The sequence below is a fragment of the Candidatus Poribacteria bacterium genome (assembly GCA_026706025.1).
Lineage (GTDB): Bacteria > Poribacteria > WGA-4E > WGA-4E > WGA-3G > WGA-3G.
Genome location: JAPOZO010000090.1, coordinates 1 through 16,628 on the forward strand (window position 1 = coordinate 1; position 16,628 = coordinate 16,628).

General features: G+C 45.6%; 14 protein-coding genes. 12 read left to right on the forward strand and 2 right to left on the reverse strand.

The genetic code is table 11. From position 1 onward, the window contains the following. Positions 1-100: 100 nt before the first annotated feature. Entirely contained in the window at positions 101-565 is a 465-nt protein-coding gene (locus tag OXH00_23555; protein MCY3744002.1) for a hypothetical protein, read from the forward strand. Positions 566-664: 99 nt separating this feature from the next. Here the strand turns inward: OXH00_23555 and OXH00_23560 are convergent, their stop codons facing one another. Further along, positions 665-1,030 (reverse strand): hypothetical protein, encoded by a 366-nt coding sequence (locus OXH00_23560; GenBank protein MCY3744003.1) that lies wholly within the window; start codon positions 1,028-1,030, stop codon positions 665-667. A 506-nt stretch (positions 1,031-1,536) separates the two neighbouring features. Between OXH00_23560 and OXH00_23565 the strand changes: the two genes are divergently transcribed. Beyond that, complete coding sequence (locus OXH00_23565; GenBank protein MCY3744004.1) at positions 1,537-3,012, forward strand: DNA methyltransferase; 1,476 nt, start codon at positions 1,537-1,539, stop codon at positions 3,010-3,012. Positions 3,013-3,026: 14 nt separating this feature from the next. Here OXH00_23565 and OXH00_23570 read toward each other — a convergent pair whose 3' ends face one another. Next, complete coding sequence (locus tag OXH00_23570) at positions 3,027-3,815, reverse strand: hypothetical protein (protein MCY3744005.1); 789 nt, start codon at positions 3,813-3,815, stop codon at positions 3,027-3,029. Positions 3,816-4,300: 485 nt separating this feature from the next. On the opposite strand from OXH00_23570, the gene OXH00_23575 reads away from it, so the two are divergent. From OXH00_23575 to OXH00_23620, 10 genes are all read left to right on the forward strand, one after another. Further along, positions 4,301-5,074 (forward strand): LamG domain-containing protein, encoded by a 774-nt coding sequence (locus OXH00_23575; GenBank protein ID MCY3744006.1) that lies wholly within the window; start codon positions 4,301-4,303, stop codon positions 5,072-5,074. A gap of 230 nt (positions 5,075-5,304) precedes the next feature. Beyond that, on the forward strand, positions 5,305-6,354 hold the full coding sequence (locus OXH00_23580; protein MCY3744007.1) for a hypothetical protein: 1,050 nt from the start codon (positions 5,305-5,307) through the stop codon (positions 6,352-6,354). A gap of 434 nt (positions 6,355-6,788) precedes the next feature. Continuing rightward, the gene (locus tag OXH00_23585; protein ID MCY3744008.1) at positions 6,789-8,687 is read left to right on the forward strand and encodes a tetratricopeptide repeat protein; all 1,899 of its coding nucleotides are present in this window, start codon (positions 6,789-6,791) and stop codon (positions 8,685-8,687) included. A gap of 199 nt (positions 8,688-8,886) precedes the next feature. Further along, entirely contained in the window at positions 8,887-9,378 is a 492-nt protein-coding gene (locus tag OXH00_23590) for a helix-hairpin-helix domain-containing protein (protein MCY3744009.1), read from the forward strand. Positions 9,379-9,419: 41 nt separating this feature from the next. Next, on the forward strand, positions 9,420-9,893 hold the full coding sequence (locus tag OXH00_23595; GenBank protein MCY3744010.1) for a hypothetical protein: 474 nt from the start codon (positions 9,420-9,422) through the stop codon (positions 9,891-9,893). Between the two features lie 78 nt (positions 9,894-9,971). Next, positions 9,972-12,428 carry a DUF5916 domain-containing protein gene (locus OXH00_23600; GenBank protein ID MCY3744011.1) on the forward strand — a complete coding sequence of 819 codons (2,457 nt, stop codon included), beginning with the start codon at positions 9,972-9,974 and terminating at the stop codon, positions 12,426-12,428. A gap of 286 nt (positions 12,429-12,714) precedes the next feature. Further along, positions 12,715-13,266 (forward strand): hypothetical protein, encoded by a 552-nt coding sequence (locus OXH00_23605; GenBank protein ID MCY3744012.1) that lies wholly within the window; start codon positions 12,715-12,717, stop codon positions 13,264-13,266. 597 nt (positions 13,267-13,863) lie between these two features. Next, positions 13,864-14,292: a hypothetical protein gene (locus tag OXH00_23610; GenBank protein ID MCY3744013.1), complete on the forward strand. Its 429-nt coding sequence runs from the start codon at positions 13,864-13,866 to the stop codon at positions 14,290-14,292. A 50-nt stretch (positions 14,293-14,342) separates the two neighbouring features. After that, positions 14,343-14,507 (forward strand): WD40 repeat domain-containing protein, encoded by a 165-nt coding sequence (locus OXH00_23615; GenBank protein MCY3744014.1) that lies wholly within the window; start codon positions 14,343-14,345, stop codon positions 14,505-14,507. A 19-nt stretch (positions 14,508-14,526) separates the two neighbouring features. Beyond that, positions 14,527-16,628: DUF5916 domain-containing protein (locus OXH00_23620; GenBank protein ID MCY3744015.1), on the forward strand; the 2,102-nt coding region annotated here is incomplete at its 3' end.

The following is a 16,628-nucleotide window of genomic DNA, read 5'->3' on the forward strand; positions in this document are numbered from 1 at the left end:
GAAAGGATACCCAGTATCCTGACTTTTGACAACTATTATTTATGAAACACCCTCAATTAACTATAGGTTTTACTATAAATCCACTTTTAGGGGTGAAATTATGGCGAGTTCCTTAACAACTGGCGAAATGGTTGATGGCAAAAAGCACGGCTATTGGGTCACCTACTACGCGAACGGACATAAGCGGAGTGAGGGTAACTATATTCATGGCAAGAAGGACGGACCTTGGATCACTTACCATAAAAATGGAAACAAAGCGAGCGAAGCTTCTTTCCGCGATGACAAATACGAAGGGCCTTGCATAACCTATCATGAAAACGGGAACCTTAGATCCGAAGGGGCTTATCCGAAACATGTAGGCAAATCCTACGATGGCAAAAAGGAGGGACCGTTTTACGGCTACGAAGAGGATGGCAAAACGATGTGGCTAATTGTAACCTACAAGAAAGGCGGTAGTCGCGCGAAACCGGATGAATATCCGCAGGGGGTCTGCGGTGTTTGCGGTGAAGGTAGACGTTTAGCATGGAAGGATACCTGTCCGAAGTGCGGTGCTGAACTGGAGTGACACTAAGGCGGTGAACTCTACGAGTAAACCGCAGTGTTTTTGCTTGGGTGTTTCCCCTATGAAACCGAAGTTTCCTACGCTTTTCGGCGTTGGGTATTATCACTTGTCACCTGAACTTGGGTGATGCACTCCTTTACTCGTACCGTTGGCACGGAGATCCGCTTTTGCGGCTTCATAGCCTTCCTTATAGGCTTCTTTTCTCACTTTTTCAATTTCTTTTGCGACCTCTTTGGCGATCCTCTGTTTCCGTCTATCGCGGTATTCTTGCAAACGCGTGAGCATGACATCTACTCCTTCCTTGAAAATGGTCAACAGTGTCGAAAACGAAAAAATGTGAGGGACTCTTTCCCAAACAGCAACAAATGCCGGACCCAATGCCGTATACCATGCGCCTTTTACCTGAAAAAAGTGATAGAAAAAGATGACAGCGAGCGTCAAAAAACCTATGATTGTAAAAAAAATCATAGCACTTTCGGTGCTTCGTGTTGTAAACAACGTAGACCTGTCATTGTCATTCGCTATAATCTTGCCTCATAACGATGCCTTGACGGATCGTCACTTACAGGATACTACTTTTCGTGTCAACGTGTCAAGTTAAATTAAAAAATCCTTTCACAGGGGTAATATAGCATGCAAAGTCCTATATGGGTTATCTTTTTTCCAGCGTAATTTCGCGTTTTTTATCAGGGCCTGATTGTATTAAATAGTTTTACCCTGGAATAAACTTTATAATAGGATTTACCAAAAGTTACCACAAAAAGTAAAATCTTCTGTAGGAGCGAGCTGTGCTCGCGATCCCCTTGAAAACATCGAAAAAAAGTTTGTGTTTTAGGAGGCTGATTTGTTATAATTTTAACAACAGTTTTGGGCACAGTTACGAACGGGGCAAGCCATTTCTGCCACCCTCCCACTGTAGCAAGTAGCAACTGACTGGTGATTGGAACCCCAAAATACCATAAGCGGAGTACACGATGAACTTTGAGAACCGAACGCTTTTTATTGCTGACAATCTTGACGTTATGCGGGGTATGGATTCAGGGACAATTGACCTAATTTATTTGGATCCACCCTTTAAATCTGGTAAGCAATGGAAAGCACCGATCGGTTCACCAGCAGAAGGCGCGGAATTCAAAGACATCTGGACCGACGAGGACATCAAATACGAATGGCACGGGGTGATCGCTGATGAACACGAGGAACTCTATCAGATAATCCAAGCGTCTGAAACTGTCTATGACAGGTCTATGAGGATATACCTGACAGCGATGGCAGTCCGATTGTTTGAGATGCACCGTATTTTGAAGCCGACAGGTAGCATCTATCTACACTGTGATCCGACTGCAAGCCATTATCTAAAAGCCTTGATGGACGCGCTGTTTGGAAGTAATAACTTTCGGAATGAGGTGATTTGGAAGCGGACATCGACAAAATCGTTGGCGAAACGCTACGCGGTAAACACTGACCGAATTCTTTACTATATCAAGTCCGAGGGAGCAACTTGGAATCAACAATATGTGCCCTATGACGCTGAATATATACAGAAGACTTTTCGAGGACAGGACAAACATGGTAAATACGGAACAGTTGATTTATCGGGTGGAAAAGCAGGCAGCAGAAAAGCTTATATGCCATTGAAAGGCATTGAACCGCCTCCCGGTCGGGCATGGGCACCACCTACTCGCAACAAATTTCCTGCTTCTGCACAGGCACTGTTGCCAGATGATTATGAAGCTCTCGACCAACTAGCAAAATGTGAAGTTCTTGATGATGCTGGACTGCTGCACTGGCCCAAGGGTAAAATAGGCAGACCGCGGTGGAAAAAGTATTTATCTGCGATGCCGGGTGTTGTAGCAGGTGACTTAGTTCTTGATACGCCACCTGTAAAGGGCAAAGAAGACACTGGCTATCCGACGCAGAAACCGATCGCCCTCTTAGAACGCATCATCAAAGCATCATCAAACGAAGGGGACATGGTATTAGACCCGTTCTGTGGGTGTGCGACAGCGTGTGTCGCAGCAGAGCGTTTACATCGGAAATGGGTTGGCATAGACATATCACCCGATGCTGAGGACATCACGAAGCTACGATTGTCGGATGAGGTCAACAAATCCGCTAATTTATTTGATCCGTTGGCAGATGTGATTGTTCGTAAAGACGCACCGGGGCGGACGGACAACGCCGAGGAGATAGATATTCAGAAGCATTTACCAAGATACCAAACGCACAAACCCGAGTTGTTTGGTAGGCAGCAAGGCAAATGCAATGGGTGTCAATATCCGTTCCATTATCGCAATTTGACAGTAGACCATATCACGCCACAAAGCAAAGGTGGCACTGACCGTATAGAGAACCTACAACTGCTTTGTGCTGCGTGCAATTCAACGAAAGGTAATGGTACACAAGCGGAACTGATTTCACGGTTGAAAGAACAAGGCGTGCTGAAATAGCATGTCCAAAAAACTTATGGATTCATTTTCAGTTGCGCCCATGTCATAACAAGTTTGTGGTGCGGTTCAACTGCAAGAATTTCATCCTGAAGGGTAGCGGCATAAAACAACAGGTTTTCAATAAACGGAAGATTCGTATCGACCTTCGCCTGATCTTCATTTTGCATTGCCGTGATGATATATGCGCCATCACCGTGATATAGGAGTGCAACAATGAGATGGTTACCGACTGTCGCGAGTGGAATATACGCGCGATCGGGGTTGTGCCATTTATCATCCGTCACAATCTCTTCTATCTTGTTTGGCTCGGTGAAAAGCGTCCCAACCTCTGGTGCTTTTGTCGGTTCAAAATTCAGTGTCCTATCGGTTTCATCACCGTTTAGTGGTTTAGGGAGCCACGGTGTTGGACATCCTACAGCATCATCGTGATCCTGCTCAACGTTAATGCAAATCCCACCCTCTTCAACAAACGCTAAAACGGCATCTGCTCCCTGATCAGTGAAACGCCATCCACCTTCGCAAATTTCACCTTGCCCAAGCCAGAGGATATCAAAATCATTGGCATCCGCTTTTGGGAGTTTCGGATCTTTCGTAATCTCGTAATCAAAAGTAAAATTTTGAATTTTTTTCACATTTTTACTAATCGTTGGTGCTTCAACTTGAGCAATGTTGTTTCCCAACATCAGGACCTTTTTTGTTTTCGCATCTATTGATGTAACAGGGAACGTCACTACAGTAAGGAAAAAACACAAAAAACACACCGAAATGGTATGAAATTGACGCTTTATTGTAACCTTTTCCATTTCTTAAATACCTCCCAAAGTCCAAAACGACTTATTCCGTTACGTTATATTGAATGCTGCCGACCCCATTTGTCAATATGTTAACATGTTCGTCAAAAAACAGTCAAGAAAAAGTCAAATATATATTTTTTATCGTGAGTTTGATAAATAAATGCGTAATTTTCTCCATTCGGTGATACACCTGCTTGATACCGACCGCCATGGTTCAGCAGTGGGCTGAATTGTTTGTCCTTTTCGCAGGTGTTAATACTTTATATATGTTATGTTTTTTAAAAATTCGCAGAAATTTTCGCTGGATTTCGCTAGATTTCGCACCAGATCCTGGAAAAAAAGATGTCCAATCCCATAATTTATTAAAATTGAATGACCCTGATTACCTGGGAAGAAAGTATTGCCTTGTAGATAGTTTTACGGTATAATCTTGACAGCGGAAAGACGGCAAATCTGAACTGGATGCATGTTTGAAACAGGAGGTTAAAAAAACGATGAGAGTTATAGGTACTTTGATCGCTATAATGGTTCTCTTTATTTCAGGGATATGGGTTCAGGAAAGCATATCGGAGATTGACCCAGAATCCCTTATGGGCATGTGGCACTTTGATCACGGGAAAGGTGGGACAGTTAAAGATTCCTCTCCGAACGGTAATGATGGGAAAATCGTTGATGCCAAACGGGTCGAAGGGAAAGAAGGCATGGGCATCGAATTTGATGGGAGCAACCATGTCGTCATTCCAGCGAGCAAGACCATGGACGATTTCCTTGAGGGATTTACGTACCTGCTTTGGGTAAAACCGCTGGGTAACCCTTCCGGTCCGCACGTCCGACTCATAGAACGGGATTGGCATAACCCGAATATCCTTATCGGTCCAACCGACTTCTACGGTAGTTTTCTGTTTAACGGTGGGATAGATAGCAGCCAAGTCCGGGGCGGGGAATGGGAGATGGATGAGTGGAGTTTTGTCGCCTTAACGCACGACGGTAAAACGCTTGCCCTCTATGTCAATGGCGAGATCGTCGCTGATTTAGATGTAGGGGAACCGACCTTCAGTCAGGATCACGATGGCGGTTCGATCTGGTTAACCCGCTGGAAAGGTGGTGCCGGATGGGATTTCAGCGGAGTCCTTGACGAAATCGCTATCTTCAATGCTGCGCTCAGCGAAGATGACCTGACCACCATCATGGAGGACGGACTTCAGAAGGCTCTTGATGTTTCACCTGTTGGTAGATTAACGACGACTTGGGGTAACCTCAAACGGTAAGTACAATCCCCGAATTGAGGCGTGCTGAATTGCAACTGAGTTGGACATTCCGTATCGTTAAACGAATTAAGCAACCTCGCACAACGGGAGTGCCCTTTGGATTTTCGGGTACAGCGGGACGTATTGTCGTCCTGCTGACTCTTATTGTCCTCTGTAACTTACTTTTCCCATTTGGTAGGCTAATTGGGTCGGCACTTGCTGCCGAGAAGCGGATCGCGGAGCGGGGAAGAATGGCGGAAAAAAAGGTCCTTGACGGCGTTAAACCCGCGCGAGGCGATAGTACTTTCATAGGGACATTACATCCGATGCTCAAAGCCGCTGGCGCGGATTGGTCAATCCCGCGTCTAACCGGCACATTCGGACACGCTTTCAGTTTCAGCATGAAAATAGGGAACGGGGCAGTCTGGCAACAGGCAAACATCGATTGGTGGCTGCTGTGGGATATGATTCCTCATATCGGTTATGAATTTCAGGAATTTCAGATAGTCCGCAATGAAAAGCAGTCCGCACCAACCCCAAAGGAAATTCAGGATATCAAAGATCGGACATGGGAGACGGTTAAAACAAGTATTGACCGAGGCATCCCGGTGATTGCGTGGCAACCGATGACCGTTGCGCAACGCGATAGTGGTGTGAGTGCTTATGGATGGGCATCACTCGTCGGTTACGACGAAACTGAGAGAACGTACACCGTGCGTCATCAGCACTATACGACCGAATATACCGTTCCGTACGATCAGTTTGGAGCCACGGATCCTGTGGGTTGGTATTGTGTTATAGGGCTTGGCGAAAAGAAACCGTTGGATCGGATGGCATTACAGATTAAATCGCTTCAACATGCTGTCGCTTTTGCACACGGGACACGGTTTGATTTGAAAAATGCACCTTACGCCGTTGATGCAATCGGGTTTACTGCCTTTGAACTTTGGAAGCAGGCATTGGAACGCGGTGATGTGGATGTCGGGTTTACAGAGCACGCCGCTTGGATCTTATGGGAGATGCGAGAGCATGCTGCGGCATATCTCCGCGAAATCGCTGATCACTTTCCGGAAGCAGCAAGCCATGCCTTGTCCGATGCAGCGGTGTTTTATGATGAAGAAATCAAAGTCATTGTGAAACTGGTGAACATTTGCAAGGAACACGAAAGCAAACACGAAACTTTCGCGACATCCAAGAGGCAAGAAGCGGTAGAGGTTGTCAACGCTGCCCTCGCTGCAGAGAAAAAAGCGATCGAAAAAATTGAAGAGGCTTTGGCAGTTTTACCAGCAGCATCGAAGTGATACATTTCAAAAAATCAATAGGAGAAATGCGGACGCACCACCATAAGTGTCAATTTAGGGATATTTCGCGATATTTGGCGTGATCCGATCATAGATGCCGCCCCTACGGGGCTTGGGTTTTTCCTTGATCCACGTTTCTACAAAGATGCCGTTCCTACGGAACTCAAGAGGGCTTTGAAGTCTTCAATGTTTCCGCGTAGTATCCGGTTCGGTTAGGGGATTTAGTCTGGGAATAGACTAAATCCATTCCTTGTATTACATTCCGAACCTACCGGGCTGGGGTAGCGACGGTTATTTTTCTAAAATTGACACTTATGGAGGAATGCGGACGCATCACTATGGCATTGCTTTCAAACTGATGCTAAATTTGTAGCATCGCATAAACTCAATTTTTAAGGTGTTCAAAATTGCTGTAAAAGTAAAGGGTATGCGCTATGAATCGGCACGTTAAATTACTTTTAGGTGTTTTCGTCTTAGGGTTTCTCTTTTCCTGTGCAAGTAAACACCAAAAGGTTATTGACAATACTTCAGAATTTCAAAAATACAGAAATTCTATAGTTCGGGTAGAAAATAGGTATGGATTCTTTTCAAGAGGCGCAGGCAGTGGATTTTTCGTGGAGCGGGACAAGGTTGCAACTAACATCCATGTGATCGCCCATCCAGGACCTGTCTACGTGAAATCAGTAGATAGAAAGACGAATTGGGAGGTTAAAGGTGTTGCCGCTTACGATGTCAAAAATGATCTCGCCATTTTAAAGGTTGTGGGTGAAGGTGAGGCACTTCCTCTTGGGAACAGCGATATTGTCCAAGAAGGTGAACCCATCTCTGTAGTGGGATTTCCCGATGGCAAGTACAAGGTTACCGAGGGCACACTGCACGGCATACGGAATAAGGATAAATGGTTTCAAATGGAAGTTGATACGACTGGTGGAAGTAGTGGAAGTCCGGTTTTAGACAGTCAAGGACAAGTTATAGGTATTAGCACCACTGTAGACGGTTTTTACAGTTATGCTATTCCCTCAAATGCAGTCAAGGTATTGCTGACGCAATCGGAATCATTTGCCTCCTTGGAACAGTGGCATCAACGAGGACTGATTCGTTCTTACAACGCCTACGTTAAAGGAGAAATGGATTACGATAAAAAACGCTATGACAAGGCAATAGCTAATTTAGATGAAGCTATCCGGTTGAATCCTGAGTCTATTTATGCCTATTCCAAACGTGGACAAGCGAGATCTGCCCTCGGTGACCATGAAGGCGCGATCAGTGATTATGATAAAGCCATCCGACGCAATCCAGAGCATGCTGTTACCTACTTCAATCGTGGATACAATAAATGGAATCTTAGCGACCATAAAGGCGCAATCAATGATTATGATAAAGCCATCGAACTCAACCCAAAGTATGTAGATGCCTACAGCCACCGAGGCGTAGCGAAATGGAATCTTGGCGACCATAAAGGCGCAATCAATGATTATGATAAAGCCATTGAACTCAACCCAAAGGATATAGATGCCTACAACAACCGAGGCGTAGCGAAATGGGATCTTGGCGACTATAAAAGCGCAATCAATGATTATGATAAAGCCATCGAACTCAATCCAAAGCATGGATGGGCTTACAACAACCGCGGGGAAGCAAAACGGAAACTTGGCGACCCTAAAGCTGCGATCAAAGACTACAATAAAGCCATCGAACTCAATCCAAAGTATGCTACAGCGTACAGCAACCGAGGCATCGCAAAGTTAGATGTTGGCGATCCTAAAGGCGCGATCAATGATTTCAATAAGGTTATCAAACTCAATCCACAGAATGCTACAGCATACGGCAACCGGGGTGCTGCAAAGTCACGGTTTGGTGACCATAAAGCTGCAATCAATGATTTCAATGAGGTTATCAAACTCAATCCACAGGATGCCAGAGCGTACTCCAACCGCGGGGCTGTAAAACAGAAACTCGGTGACTATAAAAGTGCGATCAAGGATTGTGATAAAGCCATCGCACTCAACCCACAGGATGCCACTGCATATTACAACCGTGGCGTAGTGAAACAGAGACTTGACGACTATCAGGGGGCAATCGAAGATTACGGTAAAGCCATCCAACTCAATCCGCAGAATGCTGCAGCTTACAATAACCGTGGCGTAGCAAAACGGAAACTTGGCGACTATGAAGGTGCGATAAGCGATTGTGATAAAGCCATCAATCTAAATCCACAGGAAGCTGCGGCTTACAAGAATCGCGCGCGTGCAAAAGAGGCACTTGGACAACATGACGCGGCAAAAGCAGATTTTGAAAAAGCAAAGGAACTTGATGCGAATATCGCGAAATAAATTGTACGAGATATATACAGATTTTCAATTCATGTGCCTTCTAAATGTTTCATGTTGGTATTATAATTTTTCACAACTTCAGTCAGAAATCGTTGATAGGAATTTGTAACGCGGATTCTAAAACGAGCAAATATTTCTACTCCGCTCAGAAGGTACGCCACAAAGATTAATTAACGTAAAATTCTACAATGGAGGCAATATGAAAAATAAAGCAGAACCTGGTGATACCGCGGGACTGACCAACAATGAAATCGCACAAAAACTATTGGAGCTTTATACGATTTTGATTGTCGCTGACTACCCGGAAGACCACGCAGCGCGCTACCCGCGTTTAGCGTATACAATTTCTCGTATGGAGGCATCTGTGGTGGAACTGGTCGCTCAAGGACAGTTGAAAGAGGAGATTCCAGGTGTTGGAGATATAGTCGCTACAATCATCACTGAATATGTTGAAACCGGAACGTGCTCGAAATTGCAGGAGTACGCAAGTGATGTGCCGCAGACAATTGTTGAACTTATATCTATCCCCGGACTGGGGCCTAAAACAATTAAACTTCTGTATCAGGAGATAGGCGTTGACAGTCTCTTATCACTCCGAACAGCAATTGATGAAGGTAAGTTGAAAGGGATCAAAGGCATCGGTAAGAAAACGATAGAGAATTTTGAGGCGTACCTTAATGAAAATTTGTGATAATCAAACAGACGTTTCTATTCTGCACACGAGGTGAAGTGATGGCAAGTTCACGAGATACGGGTGAAATGGTTGATGGCAAAAAGCATGGGTATTGGATTACCTATTACGCGAACGGATTCAAGCGGAGCGAAGGAAATTATATTCACGGGAAAAAAGATGGTCCTTGGATCCAGTACCACAAAAACGGCAACAAGGCGAGCGAAGCCTCCTTCCGAGACGGCAAGAATGAAGGCGACTATATCTGCTATTATGAGAACGGAAACCGCAAATGGGGCGGTCCCTACCGGAAACATGATGGCGGCTCCGCTGATGGTAGAAAAGAAGGGGTTTGGCTCTGTTATGAAGAAGATGGCGAAACAGTATGGCGCATCATTACCTACAAGAAGGGTGGTAGCCGTGCGAAACCGGATGAATACCCGCTTGGTGCTTGCGATGTTTGTGGCGAGGGCAAGCGTTCAACGTGGGGCGATACCTGTCCACAATGCGGCGCGGATATTTCTGACGAATCCTAAAAAATTCTGAAGTTTTTTATCTGAATCGGGTTTCAATTAGTAAATAAACGAGCTTACAAAAAGTCGAGAGGAAAACAATTGAAAACTGACTCAGAGTTTTGGTGCGCTTTGGTGTTGTTGACAGCGTTTTTTGTCTTACAACTCCCAAGCATAGTAAAGGCTGAAACAGAAACAGAATCCGCTCATAGAGTTGCGACTGCTGTCCGCATTAAAGGCACACCCCCCCAATTGGATGGCGTTTTGGATGACGCTATCTGGAAAACTGCACCCCTCCACGAGGGCTTCCGTCAACGCGAGCCGGATGAGGGGGAACCCGCTTCCCAACGCACTACCTTCCAAGTTGCTTATGATGACGAGGCAGTCTATTTTGCTGTCATGTGCTACGACAGCGAACCCGATAAAATAGTCTCGCGCCTCGTTAGACGGGACGAGTATGTTGAATCCGATAAAGTTCAGATTATCCTTGATCCGCATTACAATCGGCAGCGCGGTTTTTCCTTTACTGTTTATCCGTCTGGTTCTGTCATAGATGGTATTGTCGGAGGCGGTGGTCCAAACGGTTGGAACAATGCATGGGACGGCGTGTGGGAGGCGAAAACCCAAGTCCACAAAAATGGGTGGGCAGTCGAATGTAGAATCCCATTTTACATGTTCCGTTTCTCTCGAAAAGATAAATACACGTGGGGACTACAGGTAGAACGTGAGATTAGCCGTAGAAAAGAGCGTGCACACTGGCGTTTGATTAAGAAGGGTGAACCGGGCTGGGTTTCACGGTTCGGTGACCTGACGGGTATTGAGAATATCCATCCCTCTCGCCATCTGGAATTGATACCATACACTATGGGTAGGACAACTCTAAACAGCGATACTGATTTGTGGGGCAATGTTGGCGGTGATGTCCAATACGGTATTACTTCTGGTGTCACGCTCAATGCAACAGTCAACCCTGATTTTGGACAAGTAGAGGCGGACCCTGCCACTTTAAATCTCTCTGCCTATGAGGAGTTTTTTGAGGAGCGTAGACCCTTTTTTGTCAAAGGAGCCTCAATCTTCAACTTTGGAAATTGGGGAAATCAATTCTTTTACTCTCGTCGGATCGGGCGACAACCTGGACATTTTGAGATCCCAATGGGCACCACTGAACTCAGCCGACCAGAAGCAACAACAATTCTGGGGGCTGCCAAAGTCGTCGGGAGAACCAACAGCAACACTTCCTTCGGTATCATGGAAGCTGTTACCGCGCGGGAGTATGCGCAGATTAAGCAAAAAGGCAAGAACCGAGATTACCTGATTGAACCGTTGACGAACTACTTTGTAGGTCGAGTGACACAAGATATCTTAGAAGGGAATTCTCGCGTCGGACTGATAACGACAGCGGTCAATCGACAGACTTCCAACGCCGCGTATGTCGGTGGGCTTGACTGGGACTTGAAACTGGCGAAAGAGCGGTACCAAATAAGTGGGCGGCTCGCGGCGAGCCAAGCAGGAGAATTGGAAGCGCGCAAGTCCGGTTATCTGGCAAATATTGAATTTGAAAAACAGGGTGGGTGGTGGCGGCTTGATACCAGTTTTAGTATTCTTTCCCCAGACTTTGAAATAAATGACATAGGTTATACGCAACGCGGCGATATGATGCGGTGGTTCTATGACCTCATGTTCAAGAAAGAACAACCCTTCAGTATTTTCCGAGAAGTGACTTTAGGCTTCTACGGTTGGCGAGAATGGAATTATGATGGCGTTAGCATTGGTCGCTACTCCGAGATATGGACAGATGGTAAACTGAAAAACTATTGGGAGTATGACCTGTGGGTTGGTCGGAATTTGGAGTCATTTAACGACGAAGATGTCTGGCGTGGCGGGACACTGATTAAGAATCCCGCAGGTTGGTGGATTTTTACACGGCTTAGAACCGATGGTCGTAAAATGGTGCAGCTTGAACTGAATCCGATTTTCGCATGGGACGATGATAACAAAACCTCTGAAAAAGAGGTCAGTCTCCGCCTGAACATTCGTCCTATGTCAAACATTGAACTGAGCATCGGACCGATGTATCGCTATCGGGTTGACGATGCCCAGTGGGTTGAGTTAGTCGAAGAAAACATCAATGGACAGCTGAAAAAACACTACGTCTATGGCGAATTAACGAGTCAGACGCTGGACTTCACCACCCGCGCAAACATCAGTTTCACATCGACACTGAGTCTCCAATTCTACGTGCAACCCTTTATTACCGTCGGCGACTATGCCAACTTCAAAGCGTTAATTGAGCCGAGGTCCTATCAATTCAAACCCTATCCGCTGAAGCGAAACCCTGATTTCCACATGCGTTCGCTAAAGGGTAACACCGTCCTCCGCTGGGAATTCCGCCCCGGCAGTACCTTGTTTCTGGTTTGGTCGCAATCGCGTGCAATTGCATTGGAAGAAGTCGGAGCAGATGATCTTGAGTTTCGTCCGTTTCACCGATTACGAAGCAGCTTTACCGATGAAGGGAAAAATATATTTCTGATAAAGTGTCGGTACTGGTTTGGGATGTGATTACCAACCTACTATTGTTAAACCTCAAGACAAATAGAGTTCCTAAAGTCAGTGGTGCTGGATTTGATGCCGCTAACAGATTGTTTTTCGTAGACACTGATGCCACGCTGTTTACCATGAGACTCCATAAAGTTGGATCCTCTGTCCATAAAGTCCGATCTGAAGTCTATTGGTTGGAAGCACTTTGGAAGGAGGCGCGGATCAAAACGCTATCCCCTTTTATTCGCCGATGTTTCGGTGTATTTCTGTGTAGTCATAGCACAGCAAAACGGTACAGACAAGAGACATGGACAAGATGATATACCACTTTAGCGAAGAACCAAACATCTCCTACTTTGAACCGCGGTTCTCAACGCCTGAGTTAGGAGCAGTTGTGTGGGGCGTATCCGAGGCAGCTATGTATAAATACCTCCTACCACGCGACTGCCCTCGTGTGACCTTTCGCGCGGACAGTCAGACTTCCCCACGAGACGTTCAATCATTTTTTGCGCATAGCAGTGTACGGTGTGTTGTGGCCATTGAAAGCTGCTGGCTCGAAACAGTGCGAAGAACTCAACTCTACCGCTACCATCTTCCTGCTGATACGTTCAAACTTGCCCTTGAAGATGAAAGAACGCAATATTACATCTCAGATCAGCCTGTTACGCCGTTGTCCGTTGTGTGCCTCGATGATCTATTGAAAGCCCTAATCGACTTCGGTGTTGAATTAAGGATTATGCCCTCTCTATGGCCCCTTTACGATGCAGTCGTGAATTCAACGTTAGCATTTTCAATAATTCGCATGCGAAATGCACAACCGCGGGACCTCGCCATTGCACTCCATCCCCACTATAAATGACGCTGGTTTATTATTCAGGGCGGTTTTGTAGCATAACGGGTCAGGTTGTGCTGGATCCTACCCCGGCTAAGAGATAAATTTGACTTCTCATATTATATATGTTATGATATATATATCAAACTAAAATCAATTAAAATATATAAGGTATAAAAGGAGCATAGCGCGTAGATTCCGATGAGCACCCTCAAAACCGGATAGGAAAATAAATCGTTGCTGACGACTTACTGACAACTAAACTAAATGTTACACTTTTCGCCAATTTATTTTTTTTTCGCGCAACAAAAAGCAACAGCAAAATCGCCTCTAAACCCTTGCAATGACTGGGTTTATACCGGTAATTAATCTACATCCAATGTTACACTGGTGTAACATTTTAAGGACTTACGTACTTTCTCTTAAAATCCACCTACTGCTCTGACAAGGACGATATGCCGGTTGAGGAATTTAGGGGTTTAAAGGGCGGAAATTACCACCACGCTTCCGCCGATTGAGGTGCTCTGAAAGGATTAAGTACAGGCGAAAGCCAGAAATATAGTAGCCATCTTGCTGCACAACAGCAACGGTTTCCGAAAATAGTTCAAAACAGGAAAATCAATTATGAAACAGATTCCAAGTGTTGCTTTTCAAATACTCGCTCCCAGCGAGGGCGTTGCGGATAATTCAATCAACGGCTTATGGTTTAAAGTAAAATCAGATCCACACCCAACCGACGATCTTATAGTCGGTTTGAAAGTGTACGCCTCCGACGGAAACGTTAGGCAGTCTGGTGTAATCGTGATTTCAAAAAATGAAAGCCATTCCGCAGAATTTTTCTACAAAACAGTGAAAGATGAACATGATGTCCGGTTAGAGATCGAACCCTATGATTCTCTCGCCAAATTAGAGTTCCCTATCCTTACGAATGAGGGCTATGTTATAGAGGTAGGACATGAGTTTCCAGAGTATAAATTAGGAAAATTGTCAAAAATCGTCCCTTATCAGAAGAACGAGCCCCATCAATGCTTATGGACAGACGAGAATCGCTGAAACATAGAAACCGATGCGAAAGCAATTCTCGAAAATAGAGGAGAAATCTCATGAAAACAGTGGAGTTTTCTACACTCACTGGACATACAAGGTCTGTTCGTTCTGTCGTGTTTTCTCCAGCTGGTTCTACGCTTGTGAGTGCAAGTTTGGACTGCACTATAAAACTGTGGGATCCAAAGCTTCTAATATCTTTTTTCAAACTGGCGTTTAAATAAATAATACTGAGAAGGATCTATGAGAATTGATTTGGACTTTCAGGTCGTCTGTGTGTTTGTTGTGATTTTTTTTCTCGTTCAACTCTCAGGCGACGTACTGGCTGAACCCCAAGAAGAATCAACACATAGGAGCGCGACCGCTATCCGTATTAAAGGCAAACCGCCGAAGTTAGATGGTGTTTTAGATGACGATATCTGGAAGACCGCGCCTCTCCACGAAGGCTTCCGTCAACGCGATCCGGATGAAGGAGAACCCGCATCCGAACGCACTACCTTCCAAATCGCTTACGATGATGAGGCACTCTATTTTGGCATCGTATGTTATGACAGTGAACCTGATAAAATCGCTGCCCAATTAGTCAGGCGAGACAATGTATTTGTTGATTCGGATAAAATCAACATTAACCTTGATCCGCACTATAACCAACAGAGTGCCTATTGGTTTACAGTTCATCCTTCTGGGTCTGTAACAGATGGTATCATTTCGGATAACAAGCAGCCCGACAGGACATGGGATGGGGTGTGGGATGCTAAGACCCGGATTCACGCAGATGGCTGGACGGTGGAGTATAAAATTCCGTTTCATCTGTTGCACTTCTCCCCAAAAGATGAATATGTTTGGGGACTCCAAGTCAATCGGACTATCAGCAGAAAAAAAGAGGAGTCCCATTGGCGTTTGATTAGGAAGGATGAACCAGGATGGGTATCGCGCTTGGGTGACCTGACCGGCATTAAAAATATCCATCCCTCTCGGCATTTAGAGTTTGTGCCTTACGCCATGGGACGCACAACCTTTGATAAAGGCACCAATTTATGGGGTAATATTGGCACCGATATCCAATATGGGATTACCACTGGAACGACTCTCAATGCCACAATCAACCCCGATTTTGGGCAGGTGGAGGCAGACCCGGCAAGTCTAAATCTCTCGGCGTATGAGGAATTTTTTGAAGAACGTCGTCCGTTTTTTGTCAAGGGCGCATCCATTTTTCAAACCGACGACTACCGCTTCTTTTACTCCCGACGCATCGGACGCAAGCCACGGTATTTTGACATCCCCGCTGATGCAGAGGAATTAAGCCGCCCTGAATCCACAACCATTCTTGGTGCCACCAAAATCGTGGGTAGAACCCAACGCAACACCACTTTCGGCATCATGCAGGCCCTCACCGCACGCGAATATGCCCAGATCAGGCAAGACGGAAACAACCGTGAGCATCTCATTGAACCTTTAACGAACTATTTTGTGGGTCGAATCAATCAGGATGTGCTTGGAGGGAATTCCCGCGTCGGATTCCTAACCACGGCTGTCAACCGCCAAGATGCCAACGCCGCGTATGTGGGTGGACTCGATTGGGATTTGAAGTTTTCAAAGGAACGATACCAAATAGGCGGCACTGTTGCCGGGAGCCAGGTAGAGAGCTTTGATACAGCAAAGTATCAAAAGCCCCTTTCGCACAAAGTAGGATACCTCGCCCACCTTGAATTTAAAAAACGCGGCGGATGGTTAAGGTTTGATACCGATTTTAGGGCACTCTCCCCTGATTTTGAGATGAACGACCTCGGCTACCGACAACGTAGTGACATCATAGAATGGAATTACGACCTTACCATACGCAAAGAGCAACCGTTTAGTATCTTTCGCTATATGCGATTTGGACTTTATGGCTGGCGAACTTGGAATTATGACAGGGTAAATATCAATAGTTACTCGGAAATATGGACAATCGGTCGCTTAAAAAACTATTGGAACTATGACTTGTGGGTTGGCCGCAACTTAGAATCCTTCAGTGATGAGGATGTCTGGCGCGGTGGCACACTCATTAAGAACCCTCCGGGCTGGTGGGTATACACACGTCTCGCTACTGATAGTCGCAAAATGGTGCATCTTGAACTCAATCCAATTTTCTCGTGGGATGACGATAAACGCTCGTATGCCTACGATGTTCGGCTCCGCTTACGCATTCGGGTAGCATCAAACATTGAGATCACCCTAGGACCAAGGTATAACTATCAGGTGCGGGATGCACAATGGGTGCAGCAGGTTGAAAAGAACCTCAAAAAACACTACATCTATGGCGAACTCAAAAGCCGAACCTTGGACTTCACAACCCGCGCAGA

What these genes read in the sequence shown, in the direction of transcription:
- OXH00_23610 (MCY3744013.1), top strand. Translation starts at nt 13,864, where the DNA reads ATGAAACAGATTCCAAGTGTTGCTTTTCAAATACTCGCTCCCAGCGAG.
- OXH00_23615 (MCY3744014.1), top strand. Translation starts at nt 14,343, where the DNA reads ATGAAAACAGTGGAGTTTTCTACACTCACTGGACATACAAGGTCTGTT.
- OXH00_23585 (MCY3744008.1), top strand. Translation starts at nt 6,789, where the DNA reads ATGAATCGGCACGTTAAATTACTTTTAGGTGTTTTCGTCTTAGGGTTT.
- OXH00_23590 (MCY3744009.1), top strand. Translation starts at nt 8,887, where the DNA reads ATGAAAAATAAAGCAGAACCTGGTGATACCGCGGGACTGACCAACAAT.
- OXH00_23575 (MCY3744006.1), top strand. Translation starts at nt 4,301, where the DNA reads ATGAGAGTTATAGGTACTTTGATCGCTATAATGGTTCTCTTTATTTCA.
- OXH00_23595 (MCY3744010.1), top strand. Translation starts at nt 9,420, where the DNA reads ATGGCAAGTTCACGAGATACGGGTGAAATGGTTGATGGCAAAAAGCAT.
- OXH00_23580 (MCY3744007.1), top strand. Translation starts at nt 5,305, where the DNA reads ATGGCGGAAAAAAAGGTCCTTGACGGCGTTAAACCCGCGCGAGGCGAT.
- OXH00_23570 (MCY3744005.1), bottom strand. Translation starts at nt 3,815, where the DNA reads ATGGAAAAGGTTACAATAAAGCGTCAATTTCATACCATTTCGGTGTGT.
- OXH00_23565 (MCY3744004.1), top strand. Translation starts at nt 1,537, where the DNA reads ATGAACTTTGAGAACCGAACGCTTTTTATTGCTGACAATCTTGACGTT.
- OXH00_23605 (MCY3744012.1), top strand. Translation starts at nt 12,715, where the DNA reads ATGGACAAGATGATATACCACTTTAGCGAAGAACCAAACATCTCCTAC.
- OXH00_23555 (MCY3744002.1), top strand. Translation starts at nt 101, where the DNA reads ATGGCGAGTTCCTTAACAACTGGCGAAATGGTTGATGGCAAAAAGCAC.
- OXH00_23560 (MCY3744003.1), bottom strand. Translation starts at nt 1,030, where the DNA reads ATGATTTTTTTTACAATCATAGGTTTTTTGACGCTCGCTGTCATCTTT.